General features: G+C 28.7%; 16 protein-coding genes. 4 read left to right on the plus strand and 12 right to left on the minus strand.

The annotated features are described in order from the left end of the window. Nucleotides 1-95 precede the first annotated feature (95 nt). The 4 genes from pepF to IC213_RS17230 all read right to left on the minus strand — a co-directional run bounded on the left by pepF (nucleotide 96) and on the right by IC213_RS17230 (nucleotide 3,535). Nucleotides 96-1,880, minus strand: a complete 1,785-nt coding sequence (pepF, locus tag IC213_RS17215) for an oligoendopeptidase F (protein WP_227433683.1) — start codon at nucleotides 1,878-1,880, stop codon at nucleotides 96-98. A 66-nt stretch (nucleotides 1,881-1,946) separates the two neighbouring features. After that, nucleotides 1,947-2,612, minus strand: coding sequence for an MgtC/SapB family protein (locus IC213_RS17220; protein ID WP_227828304.1), 666 nt, complete (start codon nucleotides 2,610-2,612; stop codon nucleotides 1,947-1,949). Nucleotides 2,613-2,786: 174 nt separating this feature from the next. Beyond that, a complete protein-coding gene (locus IC213_RS17225) occupies nucleotides 2,787-2,948 on the minus strand; it encodes an aspartyl-phosphate phosphatase Spo0E family protein (RefSeq protein WP_009891746.1) in 162 nt (53 codons plus the stop codon). A gap of 77 nt (nucleotides 2,949-3,025) precedes the next feature. Beyond that, nucleotides 3,026-3,535, minus strand: a complete 510-nt coding sequence (locus IC213_RS17230) for a Gx transporter family protein (RefSeq protein WP_227433681.1) — start codon at nucleotides 3,533-3,535, stop codon at nucleotides 3,026-3,028. Nucleotides 3,536-3,741: 206 nt separating this feature from the next. On the opposite strand from IC213_RS17230, the gene IC213_RS17235 reads away from it, so the two are divergent. Both IC213_RS17235 and feoB read left to right on the plus strand, forming a co-directional pair. Beyond that, the gene (locus IC213_RS17235) at nucleotides 3,742-3,960 is read left to right on the plus strand and encodes a FeoA family protein (RefSeq protein ID WP_227433680.1); all 219 of its coding nucleotides are present in this window, start codon (nucleotides 3,742-3,744) and stop codon (nucleotides 3,958-3,960) included. A gap of 17 nt (nucleotides 3,961-3,977) precedes the next feature. Then, nucleotides 3,978-5,924, plus strand: coding sequence for a ferrous iron transport protein B (gene feoB, locus IC213_RS17240; protein ID WP_227863302.1), 1,947 nt, complete (start codon nucleotides 3,978-3,980; stop codon nucleotides 5,922-5,924). A gap of 190 nt (nucleotides 5,925-6,114) precedes the next feature. On the opposite strand, the gene IC213_RS17245 is transcribed toward feoB, so the two are convergent. Beyond that, a complete protein-coding gene (locus IC213_RS17245; protein ID WP_227433678.1) occupies nucleotides 6,115-6,300 on the minus strand; it encodes a hypothetical protein in 186 nt (61 codons plus the stop codon). A 171-nt stretch (nucleotides 6,301-6,471) separates the two neighbouring features. On the opposite strand from IC213_RS17245, the gene IC213_RS17250 reads away from it, so the two are divergent. Beyond that, nucleotides 6,472-7,053, plus strand: a complete 582-nt coding sequence (locus IC213_RS17250) for a TetR/AcrR family transcriptional regulator (RefSeq protein ID WP_227836290.1) — start codon at nucleotides 6,472-6,474, stop codon at nucleotides 7,051-7,053. 68 nt (nucleotides 7,054-7,121) lie between these two features. Here the strand turns inward: IC213_RS17250 and IC213_RS21075 are convergent, their stop codons facing one another. From IC213_RS21075 to IC213_RS17280, 7 genes are all read right to left on the minus strand, one after another. Then, entirely contained in the window at nucleotides 7,122-7,253 is a 132-nt protein-coding gene (locus tag IC213_RS21075; RefSeq protein WP_255619096.1) for a hypothetical protein, read from the minus strand. Nucleotides 7,254-7,299: 46 nt separating this feature from the next. Then, nucleotides 7,300-7,545, minus strand: coding sequence for a hypothetical protein (locus IC213_RS17255; protein WP_227863303.1), 246 nt, complete (start codon nucleotides 7,543-7,545; stop codon nucleotides 7,300-7,302). 251 nt (nucleotides 7,546-7,796) lie between these two features. Then, nucleotides 7,797-8,600, minus strand: a complete 804-nt coding sequence (gene proC / locus IC213_RS17260) for a pyrroline-5-carboxylate reductase (protein WP_227836293.1) — start codon at nucleotides 8,598-8,600, stop codon at nucleotides 7,797-7,799. A gap of 303 nt (nucleotides 8,601-8,903) precedes the next feature. Next, nucleotides 8,904-11,273 carry a trans-4-hydroxy-L-proline dehydratase gene (gene hypD, locus IC213_RS17265; protein WP_227433673.1) on the minus strand — a complete coding sequence of 790 codons (2,370 nt, stop codon included), beginning with the start codon at nucleotides 11,271-11,273 and terminating at the stop codon, nucleotides 8,904-8,906. A gap of 4 nt (nucleotides 11,274-11,277) precedes the next feature. Continuing rightward, nucleotides 11,278-12,186, minus strand: a complete 909-nt coding sequence (locus IC213_RS17270) for a trans-4-hydroxy-L-proline dehydratase activase (protein ID WP_227433672.1) — start codon at nucleotides 12,184-12,186, stop codon at nucleotides 11,278-11,280. A gap of 346 nt (nucleotides 12,187-12,532) precedes the next feature. Beyond that, a complete protein-coding gene (htrA, locus tag IC213_RS17275; RefSeq protein ID WP_227481856.1) occupies nucleotides 12,533-13,612 on the minus strand; it encodes a serine protease HtrA in 1,080 nt (359 codons plus the stop codon). A 154-nt stretch (nucleotides 13,613-13,766) separates the two neighbouring features. After that, entirely contained in the window at nucleotides 13,767-15,116 is a 1,350-nt protein-coding gene (locus tag IC213_RS17280; protein ID WP_227433670.1) for a glucose-6-phosphate isomerase, read from the minus strand. Nucleotides 15,117-15,446: 330 nt separating this feature from the next. Here IC213_RS17280 and IC213_RS17285 point away from each other — a divergent pair. Then, the coding region (locus IC213_RS17285) for a serine hydrolase domain-containing protein (protein ID WP_227863304.1) at nucleotides 15,447-17,259 on the plus strand (1,813 nt) is incomplete at its 3' end.

Genomic DNA, 17,259 nt, shown 5'->3' on the forward strand with positions numbered 1-17,259 from the left:
GATTAATTTTTTTAAGTGTTTTCCAATCAACACTAGTATAATACATCATATAATATTCTTATAATTTTTTATCTAAGCTATTAATTTATCATATTTTATAATTCTTTTTCTAATTTATTAACCAAACTAGCAAACACATTTAAAGCTTCTTCTATAGATTGTTTTTTCGTCATATCTACACCAGCAGATTTCAATTGTTCTAAAGGATACTCTGACCCTCCACTTTTTAAGAAGTTTATATATCTATCTACAGCTTTACTACCTTCTGAAAGTATCTGTTGACTTAATGCACTTGCAGCAGAAAATCCTGTAGCATACTTATACACATAGAAATTTGAATAAAAATGTGGAATTCTTGCCCACTCTATCCCTATTTGCTCATCTACTATTGCAGATTTTCCATAATACTTCTCATTTAATTTATAGTATATATCAGTAAATTCATCAGCAGTAAGTGGCTCTCCACTTTCTACTCTTTCATGTACAATTTTTTCAAATTCAGCAAACATAGTTTGTCTATAAACAGTAGTCCTAAATTGCTCTAAATAATAATTTAATAGATATATAGTTTCATCTTTAGACTTAGAATTTTCTAATAAATAATTTATAAGAAGTAATTCATTTAATGTAGATGCAACTTCTGCAACAAATATTTTATAATCTGAATATAAAAATGGCTGACTTGTTCTCGAATAATGGCTATGGACAGAATGACCTAATTCATGAATTAATGTAAATAGAGAGTTAAGGTCATTTTTATAACTCATTAATATATAAGGATGTGAATCATAGCTTCCCCAAGAGTAAGCTCCTCCTTTTTTACCTTCATTATCATATACATCAATCCAACCTTCTTCAAATGCATTTTTTATAACTTTTAAGTATTCTTCTCCTAAAGGCTTAAGTGCCTCTAATATAATGCTCTGTGCTTTTTCATAAGGTATATCCATATCAAATTTATCAGTTAGAGGAACATATAAGTCATACATGTGTATTTCATTTAATCCCAAGAACTTCTTTTTAAGTTCAACATACTTATTCAAAGTAGGAATACTTTCATCTATTGCTGATATAAGATTATTATAAACCTCTAGGCTTACATCATCTGAAAATAGCGATGCTTCTATTGCTGAATTATATTTTCTAGTTTTTGCATAAAATATCTCTGACTTTATTCCACCATAAAGTGTTGAAGCAAATGTGTTTTTATATTTTCCATAAGTAGAAAATTCTCCTTCAAAAGCTTCTTTTCTAACTCTTCCATTTTTACTTTTTATAAATAGAGAATAGTTTGAATGTGAAAGTTTAACCTTATTACCTTTTTCATCCTCTATCTCAGGAAATTCCATATCTGCATATGCTAACATATCATATACATTTTCTGGAACTGTTGATAATTCAGATGTAGCTGCAAGTATCTCTTCTTCTTTTTCACTCAAAGTATGAGGCTTATCTCTCAATATATCTTTTATATATTTTGTATAAAATGATAACTTCTCATCCTTCAAATATTCATTTAATCTGTCTTCTTCTATGGACAGTATCTCTGGAACTATATAAGAAGTAGCCACTCCTAAATCAGTTGATAACATTTCTGTCTTAGTGGCTCTTCCTTGATTATCATTGATTCTAGTATCTTCATGTTGTTTCATATGAGTATATACATATAGATTCTGGATGATTCTAGATGCATTTTCAGAGATACTTAATACTTTGTATAAATTTTCCTTACTCTCAGAAAATTTACCTTTGTATTCTTTTACTTCTTGAATAAGATTTTTTACTTTACTTATGTCTTTTTCAATATCTTCTTTAGTAGAGTACATCTTATCTATTTTCCATTTGTATTTTTCTTCTATCGTACTTCTATCAGTTCCCATATTATACACCTCTATTTTAATTCATTTTTATATTTTATTTACTTTACAAAATATATTGTATATATTTTAGTCCAAATAATCTACATTTATTACTCCTTCTATCATATTTATTTCTTTCATAACATCATGTAAGTGTATTCTCTTATCATAAGATATAAAAAAGTTTACTTTCCAATATTCTTCACTACGACATTCTATTTCCATATTCCTTACAATAAGTTGATTTTTTTCAAATTTATCATATAAAAAAGGTATTGAATCTAAATTATTTATTTTTAATATCAATACATTTTTTTCTTGACTAAATAGAAACGTATTTAGTATCCTAAGCACAAATAATGCTATCATTACAAACAACCATCCTAAAATTGCTAGTTCATAATAACCATAACCAACTGCTATACCAATACATGCAGTTGCCCACATACCAGCGGCTGTAGTAAGCCCCTTCACTCCACCTTTGTTCTTTAGAATTGCTCCTGCACCTAAAAAACCAATTCCAGACAACACTTGAGCAGGCATTCTTGCTGGGTCAGCATTTGTATATAAACTATAGTCAGACAATAACTGGATTGAAGTTATTGAGGTAATACAAGAACCTATTGCTATTAATATATGTGTTCTAAATCCTGCAAATTGCCTTATCTTTTCTCTCTCTAGTCCTATTATTCCTCCTATAACTAATGCTAATAATAATCTTATTGCTATCTCCTTAGTTCCTATATCGCCCATAATATAAAACCTCCTGACCCAATTATAATTTATATCATATAAATAACTTCTACATCATATCATACAGATAATTTCTATATCAGAAATAACATCTTATACCTTAATATTATTATTAGTATATGATAAATAGTAATATCTGTTAATTTTTAATACAAAAAAACCCACAACTGTGGGCTATTTGCTTAAGTACATGTATTTATTTATTAATATATCTATTTTCTTACTTGATTCTACGAGCTCTTCTTGAAATATTTCTGGATATTCTATGTATGTATTTATCTCTTCCCTAACTGCTTCAATTTCATTTTTTAACGCTTCTAATTCATTGTTCGCCATAATAATCACCACTATTACAAATTTGTATATTTTTATATACATTTTATCAAACAATATTATATTTTGTCAATATTATGTCAATAAAACTTACTATAAAAATGCTTTAATTTGGGCACCGTATACCTAGATACTAATCCTACAAACATACCCGTTACTAATGATGCCATTAACATAAATGGCAAGTATCCTATAGCAAGTATATTTTCTATTATTAAACTTGCAACTATTAATTGACCTATATTATGCCCTATTGCCCCTAAAATACTTATTCCTATCATTGATAATCCCTTTATTTTACTTGCTAAATACATAAATAAAAGGCTCAAATAAGCTCCTCCTATGCTAAATAAAAGATAAGATAGAGGACCTGCAAATATTGATGACAAAATTACCCTGATAGTAACAATTATAACAGTATCTCTGACACCTAACAACATTAATGAAATTAAAGTTATAATATTACTCAAACCCAATTTTGCTCCTGGAAATATAATTATAAGAGGGTTTGGTATATATGTCTCTAGTACATATAAGGCTAAACTGTATCCTATCATAAGACCTAAAAATGTCATTTTTCTAGTTTTCATTAAGTTAATTCCTCCAAATTTTATATATCATATTACATTATAATACAAAATATATAAAAACACCTAATTTAGACTAAAATATTCTATAATATATTTAAAGTAAATATCATCAATTTGAACTTGTAATTCCCCCTATAATCCTTGACTTTTTGTATCATACTTGTTACAATTTTAATGATAATGAATTTCATTAGGAGGTGTTAATAATGACTGTTTACGATTTGAAAATAGGAGAAAAAGGACTTATTAATAATATAGATGGAGATATTAAATTATCTAAAAGATTACTTGCACTTGGATGTATAAATAGTACTGAAATAGAAGTTAAAAAAGTTGCTCCATTTGGAGACCCAATTATAATTAGATTTAGAGGATTTGACTTAGCTATTAGAAAATCTGATGCTAAAAATATTTCTTTACAATAATAGAGGAGGAGCTACCTGTGATTAATGTAGCATTATTAGGAAACCCAAATGTTGGTAAGACTACTGTTTTTAACCTGCTTACAGGCTCAAATCAGTATGTTGGTAACTGGCCTGGTGTTACTATTGAGAAAAAAGAAGGATTTATTGGGAAAGAAATAAAGGTTGTAGATTTACCTGGTATATATGCAATGGATACTTTCTCAAATGAAGAAAAGGTTTCTAAGTCATATTTAGAAAATGAAGATGTTGATGTAATAGTGAATGTAGTAGATGCTTCTAACTTATCAAGAAATCTCTACTTAACAACTCAACTTATGCAATTTAATAAACCTATCGTTATACTGCTTAACATGTTAGATATTGCAGAATCTAAGGGTGTTAATATAGATGATAAAAAATTAAGTGAAGAACTTGGAGTAATTGTTGTTCCAATCATCGCAAAAAAGAAAGATGGCGTAGAAAAAATAGAATCAGAAATTAAAGATGCTACTAAAAAATCATTTAAATATCGAACAGACTTTGGAAGCGAAACAGAAACGTATAAGAAGTTAGAATCTATCTTATCAAGATGTACAAAGACTACATATACACACACAAAATCTATCAGTGATAAAATAGACAATATAGTTTTAAATCCTATATTAGCCTATCCAATATTTATTGGTGTATTGTTTCTTTTATTTAAGTTCACCTTTGATTGGGTTGGAGGCCCACTTCAAGAGGGCTTTGCAGGCCTTATAGAAGCTTATATCTCTACACCCGTTAGTGATATGTTAGCTAACTCTAGCCCATGGTTTAAATCACTTATTGTTGATGGAATAATTGGAGGTGTTGGTGGTACTTTACCATTCTTCCCTTTAATATTTACATTATTCTTTGGTATATCTCTATTTGAAGATAGTGGATATATGTCAAGAACAGCATTTTTGATGGATAAAGTTATGAGAAAGGTTGGTCTATCTGGTAAAGCTTTTATACCCATAGTTATGGGTATGGGATGTTCTTCTCCTGCTATAATGGCAACTAGAACACTAGAAAGTGAAAAAGACAGAAGAGTTACAGCTCTTATTGCACCACTTATGACTTGTGGAGCAAAGCTACCTATATATGCATTATTTGTAGCTATATTTTTCCCACACAATGCTGCTTTAGTAACTACATCATTATACTTGGTCGGTATCATTATGGCAATTGTGGTTGCACTAGTTTTAAATAAAACAGCTTTTAAGACAGAGGCTGAACCATTTATATTAGAGTTACCAGAATATAGAATACCTACTATAGACGCACTTATTAAAAATACTTGGAATAAATCAAAAGGTTTTTTAATAAGAGTAGTTACTGTAATGTTTGCAATGTCAGTTGTTATTTGGGGACTTTCTTCATTTAATGTATTTGGATTTACAGAAGATATAAATGTAAGCTTTTTAGCTACTATAGGTCATATTATATCTCCTATATTTAAACCTCTTGGTTTTGATGACTGGAGAACTTCAGTTGCTATCTTAAGTGGTCTTGGAGCAAAAGAAATCGTGGTAAACTCTTTGAATATACTATATGGTAATTTGACTGTTGTATTACCAACAATATTTAATGGTGTTACTGCATATACATTCTTAATATTTACAGCTCTATATACTCCATGTATAGCTGCTCTTGCAACTATGAAAAAAGAATATGGAAATAAAATGATGTTTACATCATTTGCATATCAGTTTATATTAGCATGGATAATGGCTTTTATAGTTAAAAGTATTGGCGGAGTATTATTTATGGGAAATTCAATAATGGAGGCTTTAATCGGCGGAATAATCATAGTTCTTGCATTTTTAATTTTGTTTAATAAATTTAAATCTACCAAAAATGGAAATAGCTGTAGTGGATGTTCTGGTTGTTCTGGATGTCCAAGTACTAATTCTTGCTCAGGTGAGGAAAACAGTAATAAAAAAAGTAGTACACACTAATATGTAAATATTTTAATTTAAAAATAAATTTAAAGAGCTATCTTTCAAAAATAGTTCTTACAAAAATCTTGTTATAACAATATAGAAGCTATCACACAAACAAATGTAAATTGTTGTGTAATAGCTTCTTTTTTACTTATTTAGCCTCTTATTACCTAACTTCATGTTCAACTCCCTATGTTTCTACAAATCAATCTTCTTTTGTTTTTACCTCATATGTTTCTTCACCATCATATAATTCTTTGAATAATTTTGCAGTTTTTTTACCTGCTTTTGCATAAGCTTTTCCAACTTCAACACCAGTTTCATGGTATGCTTTCCCAATTTTTTTAGAAGAAGATACTATATTTTCTATTTCTTTTTTTATACTATTCATATAAAATTCCACCTTTCCAAAAACTTGATTTTTATTTTAGATAGAGTATACTATTATATAATATTATACACAATGTATAAATTATAAATATTTTGTATAGTTCTATACAAATTAAATAAATTTTGTATGAATTTATACATATATCAAAAAATTATTGGAGATAATTAGAAGATGAAAAAAGAAAGAAGAGATATAAGAAAATCAAAAGAAGCAATAAAGCAAGCATTTATTAAACTAAGTATAAATAGTGATATTAGTAAAATTACTGTGAAAGAAGTTTTAGAATTAGCTGATGTAAGTAGAGGGACATTTTATGCACACTTTAAAGATATTTATGATGTTCAAGAACAAATAGAAGAAGAGCTATTCAATAAATGTATAAGTCTAATGAAGGAAAGTAATATTTATGATATTGTTGAAAATCCATATCCTCAAATTTTAGAAATTGTTACCTTTTTCCAAGAACATGCAAACACAATTAAAAATTTATCTTGTAATGGTAAAAGTACATCCTTTTTTTATAAATATAAAGAAATACTGAAAAAAGGCATTCAAGAAAGTAGTCATACAATAGAAGATAAAGAAACAGTTGATATTTTGGATGCTTGTATTATAGGAGGAATTATAGATGGGTGTTTAGAAATGATTTCTAAAGAATATAGTGGAAATAATTCAGAAACAGAAGAAAAAACTGCAAAAATTATTAGTATATTTATTACAAAAGGTATGCATGGACTGAAAAATAAAATATAAAATAAAAATTCCTATGGTATCATTAAAAAACCATAGGAATTTTTATTAATTATGGTTATAATTATTGATTAATTAGAACCATAAACTTCTTCTTTTGTATAACATTTGCTATCAATTAGTATCTTATCTAAATTTTCTTTTATAACCAAGCGTCCAATAATAAGACTCTCTGGTATTGACTTTTCAGTACCATTATCCAAAGTGTTAGTATAATTAATTCTTTCTCCTCTAGCCACGTAATAGGCTTCATTTATAGCGGTTTATGCTAATACCTTTCCGTCCATATATAGTACTTGATTGTATTCCTGCAATGATTTGTTTCGCTGTTTCTAACTGGGCATCCATACCTGTAGTATCTTTAGGTCTTATAATTAAGACATATATACAACTGTCAATTAGCTCTATGCACACTTCATTTTGTGTTTTTCTATCTTTAATAGAACTAAGACATATATCAATTTCAACACCAAGTTCTTTTGCTAGTTTTTCCATATATCAAAAACCGTTAAAATAATAGATTCTATTGGCTATTTATATAAATCTTTTATTTTAAAATAAAATTCATATTATCAAACTAATATTTAAAAAGATTAATACATATTTATATAATCTGTAAAAAATCAAGATGAAGATTACTTCTTTTTTATTAGTAGAATTATAATTGTTAATACATATAAATAATGTCTCAAAATAAACTACAAAATTCATTTTGAGACATATATTTTTATCTTATTCTTAATTTACTATTTGCTCATATCTTTAGATTTATCTATGCAAGCGACAATAGATTTTATAACTGCTGATCTAAATCCTTCTTCTTCTAACACTTTAACTGCTTCTATAGTAGTTCCTGCTGGAGAACAAACCATATCTTTTAATTCTCCTGGATGTTTTCCAGTTTCAAGAACCATCTTAGCTGAGCCCATAACAGCTTGAGATGCAAATTTATAAGCTTGCTGTCTTGGCATACCAGCTAGTACTGCTGCGTCTGCAATAGCTTCTATAAACATAAATACATATGCAGGAGAAGAGCCGCTAATACCTGTAACTGTATCCATTAAATATTCTGCTACTATTTCTGCTTCTCCGAATGATTCAAATAGAGCTTTAATCATATTCAATTCTTCATCAGTAACATTTGAATTTTTACAAAGAGCTGACATACCTTCTCCAACAAGTGCTGGAGTATTTGGCATTACTCTTACTATCTTTTTATCTGAACCTATAATACTTTCAAGAGTTTCTATAGTTTTTCCTGCTGCTATTGATACTATTATTTTACTTTCATCTATTAATTCTTTAAGTGGAGCTAAAGCTTTTTCACATATATTAGGCTTAAGTGCTACTATCACTACATCTGAATTTGCAACAGCCACCTTTGAATCAGTTGTAGTATTTATTCCAAATTGTTCTTTTACTTTATCTAAAGCAACTTGACTTAAGTCTGATACAGTTATATCTTCTGCTTTTACTAATCCTGATTTTACTATACCACCTATCATTGCACTTCCCATATTTCCTGAACCAATAAATCCTAAAGTTTTCATATCAAATCTCCTCTTTTTCTATTAGTTTTTATTTTAAAGTAGCTAAATTTATAATATTTTAACTGCTTAAAATTATCTTAGTTATTATAAAATATAATTTTATTATGATTATTATAAATTACTTCTTTATATAGTTTATTAAATATAAATTTAACGATTTTTTCATTAAACTCAACGAGCTAACTTCCTATCCAGAAAGTTAGCTCAGAATTAATCTAAAATTTTTTAAAATGGTATCTGGTAATATATACTATTATACCAGTTACATTTTTATATAGTAAGAAGTTTTATTTACAAACAATCCTAGAATGTTTGCTCAGTTCTACCTATTATTTCATCTTGTAATGTTCTACTTAAATTGTTGAAATGGTCACTATATCCTGCAACTCTAACTATTAAGTCTTTGTAATCTTGAGGATTCTTTTGAGCCTCTAATAATACATTTTTATCAAATACATTGAATTGTATATGATGTCCATCCATATTAAAGTATGCTCTTACTAGATTAGCCATGTTGTCTAATCCTTTTTCACCTTGTACTACTGATGGTGCAAATCTTTGATTTAACAATGTTCCACCAGTTTTTATATGGTCCATCTTAGCACAAGATTTTATAACTGCTGTAGGTCCATTAGTATCTCCACCTTTTTCTGGAGAGATTCCTTCTGAAACTGGCTTTGCACAAAGTCTACCATTTGCACTTGCTCCCATAATTTCTCCAAAGTATACATGGCAAGTAGTTGGCAACATATCTACTCTATATTCTCCACCACAAACAGTTGGTCTACCAGTTACTTCATTGTAATATGCATTAAATATTTCTTCCATTATTCCATCAGCATAATCATCATCATTTCCATACTTAGGAGTTTTATTTGAAACTATATTAAGTATAGCTTCATATCCTTCAAAGTTAGAATCAAGTGCCTTAAGTAATGTATCCATATCAAATTTTTTCTTGTCAAATACATTATATTTTATTGCTGTTAAACTATCTGTTATAGTTCCTATACCAACACCTTGTATATATCTAGTGTTATATCTTGCTCCACCTCTTTGATAGTCTTTACCTTTTGCTATACAATCATCAACTATTGTAGACATAAGTGGGCAAGGCATATGTTTTGCACATATATTTTCTATTACAGCATTTCCTTGTATTTTTATATCAATCATATAATGTAACTGCTTTTTAAATGCGTCAAATAATTCTTCATAAGATTTAAAATCTCTAGGGTCTCCAGTTTCAATACCTATTTGCTTTTTCGCAATTGGGTCATAACCGTTATTTAGTGTTAATTCAAGTATTTTTGGAATATTCATATATCCAGTTAAAACATATGCTTCTTTACCAAAACATCCAGTTTCAACACAACCACTAGTTCCTCCAAGTCTTGCATCTTCTATAGTTTTACCAGCTTCCATAAGCTCTTGAACTATTGCTTCAGTATTATAAAATGCTGGTTGACCCCATCCTTTTCTTGATATTTCACAAGCTCTCTTTAAGAATTTTTGAGGAGTCTTTTTACTTATTTGAACATTTGAACTAGGTTGTATTAATTTCATTTCATCCATGACATCAAGTATTATATAACTAACTTCATTAACACCATCTTGACCATCTGGATTTATTCCACCAGTATTTATATTTGCAAAGTCTGTATATGTGCTACTCTCTTTCAGTGTTATACCAACTTTTGGTGGTGCTGGTTGATTGTTAAATTTAACCCATAAACATTCAAGTAATTCTTGTGCTCTATCTCTATCTAATATTCCATTTTCTACATCTCTTTCATAAAAAGGATTTAGATGTTGGTCTAGTCTTCCTGGAGTAAATGCATCCCATATATTAAGCTCAGTAGTAACCCCTATATGAACAAACCAGTACATTTGTATAGCTTGATGATAAGTTTCTGGTTTATGAGCTGGTACAACATCACAAGTTTCAGCAATTAACAATAAGTCTTTTTTCTTAGCTTCATCAGTTTCTTCTTCTGCCATTTTTCTTGCCTTTTCAGCATATCTCTTTCCTAATATAACCATTGCATCACAAGCTATTGCCATAGCTTCTAAATCAGCTTTTTTATTATATGCATCTAAGTCATTAAGGAAATCTAATTCTTTTAGTCTTGCTTCTATATCTTTCTTTAAATCTAAAAATCCTTTTTTATATATTGTATCTCCACAAACTGTGTGTCCTGGAGCTCTTTGTTCCATAAACTCTGTAAACATACCTGCTTCATATGCTGCTAACCATTCAGGTGTCATAGCATTTATTATCTTATCTCTGGTTTGTCTCTTCTTCCAGAAAGGTATTATTTCCTCTTGATGTATTTTTCTAGATTCTTCAGACACACTAAAATTTATTATGTCTCTATTATGCATTACTTCTAAATCTTCCATTGTATGACAACAAATTTCTGGATATGTTGGTGCTCCATTAGGTGAATCTCCTTTTTCGCCTACTATTAATTCTCCATCATTTATACTAAGAGTTCTGTTTTCAATGTAATGTTTAAATGATAAAGCACGAAGTACAGGAATTTCTACACTTCCTTCATATTTTTTATAAGCTTCTGTCATAAGTACTGCTCTTTCAATAGATATGTGTGGTTCTGCATTAACACTTTCTTCTCTTAATTTTTTAGTTCTTTCAAAAGTTCCTCTTAACATTTTATTACCCCCCAATCTTAGTATTGAAATTACTTGCTTCAAACAGCCTTTTTATTTCTTCTAATTTTTCTTCAGTAGGTCTTTGTAACTCTTCTCCTTCATACTTTTTATAAATTTTATCATACTTATGTTTACCAATATTATGATATGGAAGAAGACTTACATCTTTTATATTCAAAGGCTTTAAAAACTCTATCATTTTTTTAACCTCTAAATTTTCATCATCTACATTTACGCCTACAATTAATGGTATTCTTATATTTATATTAGCTCCTGATTCACTCAAAAGTTTAACATTTTTAAGTATTAAATCATTTGATTTTCCTGTAAATTTTATATGTTTTTCCTCATCAATAAGTTTAATATCGTATAAGAACAAATCTGCACATTCAGCAACTCTTTCGTAATTTTCTGACTTTGCATATCCACAAGTATCAATTGCCACATGAATTCCCTTTGATTTACACATGTTTATTACTCCACAAATAAAATCCATATCTTGAGCCATTACTTCTCCACCTGATAAAGTTACTCCTCCACCTGATTCTTCATAGAAAATTCTATCTTTTTCTATCTCTTTAACCAGTTCTTTAACAGAATACTCTTGACCTACTATTTCTCTAGCATTGTTTATACAATAATCTAAACAAGTTTCACAAAACTCACATTTTTCTTGGTCTAGACATATTTTTGTTTCACCTTTGTAAATTGCTTTGTGAGGACATATATTTATACATGCTTCACATCTTGAACATCTCTCTTCATTATACAAAACTTGTTTTGTATATGTTTGACTTTCTGGATTATGACACCAAACACATTCAAGTGGGCATCCTTTAAAAAAAACTGTACTTCTTATCCCTGGACCATCATGTATACTACATTTTTGTAAATTTATAACTAATGGATTCATAATTTTTTCACCCCTAAAGAATATCCATTCCTTTTTTTTCATCTTTATGTAATTCATCTTCATAGGTTATTTCTATGAAAAGCATTTCTACAATTACATAATACTATATTCGTTATTATTTTGTCTATATTTTTTTAGTAATATTAAAAATTTTTATTTTATTATGATATTTATATTGATTTTATAAATTAAATTTAAATATTTATTAATTTTATTTTTATAAGTAAATATAGATAATCTCTATAAACAATATGTTATTTTAATTAATTTAGATATATATACTATAAAAATTAAATAAAAACAGAGACTACACTTTACCATGTAGTCTCTGTTTCTCTAGTAACATTTAGAATTTTACATTTATTGTTACTGCTTTTCCGCCTCTATTTAATGTAATTTTTGTGCTAGCACCTTTTGAGAAAGTATATAACTTTTTATTAAGGTCATTCATACCAGTTATATCTGCATCTCCTACTTTAGTTATAATATCCCCTACTTTTACTCCTGCTTTTTCTGCTGATGAACCAGATATTACTTCTGCAACATATACTCCTTTGTCAGTACTTAATTTTGTACCTGTAGCTGCTTCATAATTTGATACATCTGTTCCTTTTATACCTAAAGTTACTTTTTCATATTTTCCAGTTTTTATTACTTCTTCAACTATACTTTTAGCTGTATTGATTGGTATCGCAAATCCTAACCCTTCTGCTTGAGAAGCTTTTGCTGTATTTATACCAATTACTTGACCTTTTTGATTTAACAATGGCCCTCCACTATTTCCTGCATTTATACTTGCATCAGTTTGTAATAACCCTGTCATATTAGTTTTTTCTGTTTGTATAGTTCTATCTAATCCACTTATTATACCTTGAGTAACTGTCTTTTGGAAGTCTAGTCCAAGTGGGTTACCTATTGCTATTGATATATCTCCAACTTTTACTTTATCACTATCTGCAAATTCAGCTGGTGTTAATCCAGTTTTATCAACTTTAACTATGGCCAAATCAAGTTGTTGGTCAAACCATACCACTTTACCTGATGTTGTTGAACCATCATTAAATAAAACATTAACACTAGTTGCTTGGCCATCTGATATAACATGAGAATTAGTAAGTATATATCCATTTGAATCTACTATAATCCCAGTTCCTACTCCTTGTGTTTCAGTTGGTATTGCAAACATATTACTAGTATCGACGCTAGTTGTCGTAATACCTACAACAGATGGTGTTGCCTTTTCTGCAACTGCTTGGTAAATGTTTTGGCTCTTTCCATCATCATTTACAACTATGGGCGTAGAACTTCCTGTAGATTTACTTCCTAAATTATCTTTAACTAAAATTATTGTTAGCAAACTACTAAGTATTGAACTTATTATAGCGACTAATATTACTAAACTTATACCTTTCTTTCTTCTTGACATCTCATACCACTCCCTATCTAAATATAATATAAATTATCAAAATATATTTTTCCCAATTTTCCATAAAAAAATGAAATCATCTATTTTGAGTAAACTCTCTTTCGATGATTTCATTATATTATTCTAATCTTAATTAAACCTTAACTATCTAAAATTATTTAAGTCTTTTTTCTAATTCTTCTTTTTCTTTTTCATAACCTGGTTTTCCTAGTAAAGCAAACATATTTTTCTTGTATGCTTCTACTCCTGGTTGGTCAAATGGATTAACTCCTAGTAAATATCCACTTATTCCACAAGCTTTTTCAAAGAAATACACTAAATATCCAAAATTATACTCATCTAACTTAGGTATATTTATTACCAAGTTAGGCACTTTTCCATCAGTATGTGCTAATAGAGTACCTTCAAAAGCTTTATGATTTACAAAATCTACAGTTTTGCCTGCTAAATAATTTAAACCATCTAAATCTACTTCTTCTGAATTTATAGTTATATTTCTCTTAGAACTTTCAACATTAAGTACTGTTTCAAATAAAAGTCTTTTTCCATCTTGAATATATTGTCCCATAGAATGTAAGTCTGTTGAAAAATCTACAGAAGCAGGAAATAATCCTTTATTTTCTTTTCCTTCACTTTCTCCATAAAGTTGTTTCCACCACTCACTCATATAATGTAGTTGAGGTTCATAGTTAACCAATAACTCTACATCTTTTCCTTTTCTATGTAAAATTGTTCTAGCTACAGCATATTTATAACTGTCATTATTTTTTAAGTCAGAATTTTGAAATGCTTCACGAGCATCATTTGCACCATTCATTATGGCATCAATATCAAGTCCTGCAGCTGCAATAGGAAGTAATCCAACAGCTGTCAATACAGAAAAACGACCACCTACATCATCTGGTATTACAAAAGTCTCATATCCTTCTTCTGTAGCTAATTGTCTAAGCGCCCCTTTACTTGAATCTGTTGTTGCATATATTCTCTTTCTAGCTTCTTCTTTTCCATATTTTTTTTCTAAATAATTTTTAAATATTCTAAAAGCAAGAGCTGGCTCTGTAGTAGTACCTGATTTAGATATTACATTTACAGAAACATCTTTACCTTCAATTACATCTAGTAAATCCATAATATATGTTGAGCTTATGTTATGACCTACAAAATATACTTCAGGAGCATTTCTTTGCTCTTTTTTAAGCCCATTTCTAAAAGAATGACTTACCATGTCTATCGCAGCTCTTGAACCCAAATAAGAGCCTCCTATACCGATTACTAAAAGAACCTCAGAATCAGATTTTATCTTCTCAGCAGATTTTTTTATTCTAGCAAACTCTTCCTTATCATAATTTTTAGGAAGGTCTATCCATCCTAAAAAAGTATTTCCTAAACCAGTTTTATTATGTAACATATCATGTGCCACATCTACATACGGCTGCATGACATCTATTTCTTTTTGGCAAAAAAATTCCGTAGCTTTACTATAATCAAAATTTATTTTTCCCATTTAAATCCCTCTTTTCAGCATATGCGTTTTACAGAGATTATAACATAAAATCTAGGTGTTTTTTTAAAAAGTTTGCCACAAAATAATGCATATATCCTCAAGCATTATTAGGAAATCGATTCTTCTAAATATTACAACTATTTGTCAATTATAAAATTTTAATTAAATAAATGAATAGTCCAATAGCAAAATGTTATCTTTTTATTTCTCTCATATATATAAAATGTAACTTATTATAAATGTATTTTTCTTAACAATAATCTGTTGATTAAAATAATTAAGAATGTTATGCTAATTGTAATTATTAAAAGGGAAAAGAGGTAATTTAATATGTTTAAGCAAAGATTATTTAAGTTATTATCTAGCACATTGGTACTTAGTATGTTATTTACAGCTACTCCAAATATTGCTTTTGCTGATAATGACACAAACAATATCTCCGATAAGTATCAAAGCTCTGATATAGAGTTAAATGATTATAGTAAAGGTTCGGAGTCTTACACAAAAACTAGAGCTCTTGCTAAAGAGAAAATTCAAACTTTACTATCTAAATACGGAGCTGTAAGCGCTCAATATGCTCTAATTGATAATGGTAAAATTGAGATTTCTGGAAATGGTGGAGTATACAGCAAACAAGATAATAAAAATTTAACTAAGGATAATATGTACAATATTGCATCTATCAGTAAAGTATTTACTACTACAGCTGTTATGAAATTGGTTGAACAGGGAAAAGTAAATTTAGATACTCCTGTTGTAAAATATATACCTGAATTTAAAATGGCTGATGATAGATATAAAGAAATCACTCCAAGAATGTTATTAAATCACTCATCAGGGCTAATGGGAAGTAGTTTTAAAAATGCCCTTTTATTGGGAGACAATGATTCTTATAATCATGATAATTTCTTAGAAGAATTAAAGAAACAAAGATTAAAAGCTAAGCCAGGAGCTTTTTCTGTTTATTGTAATGATGGATTTACTTTAGCTGAAATTTTAGTAGAAAGAGTATCTGGTATGTCATTTACTAATTTTCTTGATAAATACATAAACAATCCACTTAACTTACAAAACACAAAAACTCCAGAAAATAGCTTTGATAGTTCAAAACTTGCAAAAGCCTATGTACCTTATTGGGAAGATGCAGTTCCACAAGATAACCTTAATACTATAGGTGCAGGTGGTTTATATTCAAGTGCAGAAAATCTATGTACATTTGCACAAACATTTATGAAAAAATCAAATGGAATTCTTTCTCCTGCTTCAGTAAAAGCTATGGAAAATAAAGAATATTTAAATGGTCTATGGCCTGAGGGAGAAGACTCTATCCTTGGATATGGTTTAGGATGGGATTGTGTCAACACTTATCCATTTAATCAATATAATCTAAAAGCACTTACAAAAGGTGGAGATTCTTTATTATTCCATAGTAATCTTACAGTGCTTCCAGATGAAAATATGGCAGTTGCAGTTGTTTCTTCTGGTGGAAGTAGTCAACTTAACGAAGTAATTGGGCAAGAAATTTTACTATCTGCATTAAAAGAAAAAGGTAAAATTAAAGAAATAAAACCTGATAAAACATTTAGTAAGCCACAACAAGTCAAAATGCCAAGTTATTTAAAAGAAAATAGTGGACTTTATGCTTCTTCAAATATGCTAAAAGTTGATGTTAATGATAATGGTACTCTAACAGTATCTTCTCCATACATAGAAAATGGACCTAAAGATAAATATGTATACATAGGTCAAGATAGATTCGTATCTGAAAAAGGTAATAGTTGCCTAAAATTTGTAAAAGAAAAAAATAATATCACATATTTAAATATGAGCTCTTATGATGATGTTCCTGGATTAGGTCAGACAGCAAGTTTATACTATGTAGCTCAAAAGGTAGATGACAATAATATATCAAATAGTGTCAAAGAAGCATGGGAAAAAAGAGGTGAAAAAGGTTACTATCTAGTAGATGAAAAATATACTTCTCAATACTATATGTTTGGCTCTGTTAAAGCAATGCTTGGTGTTTCTGATAAAACTCCAGGTTTTTTAGCTAATACTAAAATAATAGATGAGAATAATTCAAATGCTTTTATAGAAATACCTGGTGTAATGGGTCGTGATTTGAGTGATATCAAACTGTATA

Origin of the sequence: Clostridioides sp. ES-S-0049-02 (genome assembly GCF_020658465.1) — a bacterium.
GTDB lineage: Bacteria > Bacillota > Clostridia > Peptostreptococcales > Peptostreptococcaceae > Clostridioides.

Bases quoted from the DNA above. Each gene is read 5' to 3' on its own strand.
- IC213_RS17235 (WP_227433680.1), top strand. From the start codon at position 3,742: ATGACTGTTTACGATTTGAAAATAGGAGAAAAAGGACTTATTAATAAT.
- htrA (WP_227481856.1), bottom strand. From the start codon at position 13,612: ATGTCAAGAAGAAAGAAAGGTATAAGTTTAGTAATATTAGTCGCTATA.
- IC213_RS17280 (WP_227433670.1), bottom strand. From the start codon at position 15,116: ATGGGAAAAATAAATTTTGATTATAGTAAAGCTACGGAATTTTTTTGC.
- IC213_RS17255 (WP_227863303.1), bottom strand. From the start codon at position 7,545: ATGGAAAAACTAGCAAAAGAACTTGGTGTTGAAATTGATATATGTCTT.
- IC213_RS17225 (WP_009891746.1), bottom strand. From the start codon at position 2,948: ATGGCGAACAATGAATTAGAAGCGTTAAAAAATGAAATTGAAGCAGTT.
- IC213_RS17230 (WP_227433681.1), bottom strand. From the start codon at position 3,535: ATGAAAACTAGAAAAATGACATTTTTAGGTCTTATGATAGGATACAGT.
- pepF (WP_227433683.1), bottom strand. From the start codon at position 1,880: ATGGGAACTGATAGAAGTACGATAGAAGAAAAATACAAATGGAAAATA.
- IC213_RS17220 (WP_227828304.1), bottom strand. From the start codon at position 2,612: ATGGGCGATATAGGAACTAAGGAGATAGCAATAAGATTATTATTAGCA.
- hypD (WP_227433673.1), bottom strand. From the start codon at position 11,273: ATGTTAAGAGGAACTTTTGAAAGAACTAAAAAATTAAGAGAAGAAAGT.
- proC (WP_227836293.1), bottom strand. From the start codon at position 8,600: ATGAAAACTTTAGGATTTATTGGTTCAGGAAATATGGGAAGTGCAATG.
- IC213_RS17270 (WP_227433672.1), bottom strand. From the start codon at position 12,186: ATGAATCCATTAGTTATAAATTTACAAAAATGTAGTATACATGATGGT.
- IC213_RS17250 (WP_227836290.1), top strand. From the start codon at position 6,472: ATGAAAAAAGAAAGAAGAGATATAAGAAAATCAAAAGAAGCAATAAAG.
- IC213_RS17245 (WP_227433678.1), bottom strand. From the start codon at position 6,300: ATGAATAGTATAAAAAAAGAAATAGAAAATATAGTATCTTCTTCTAAA.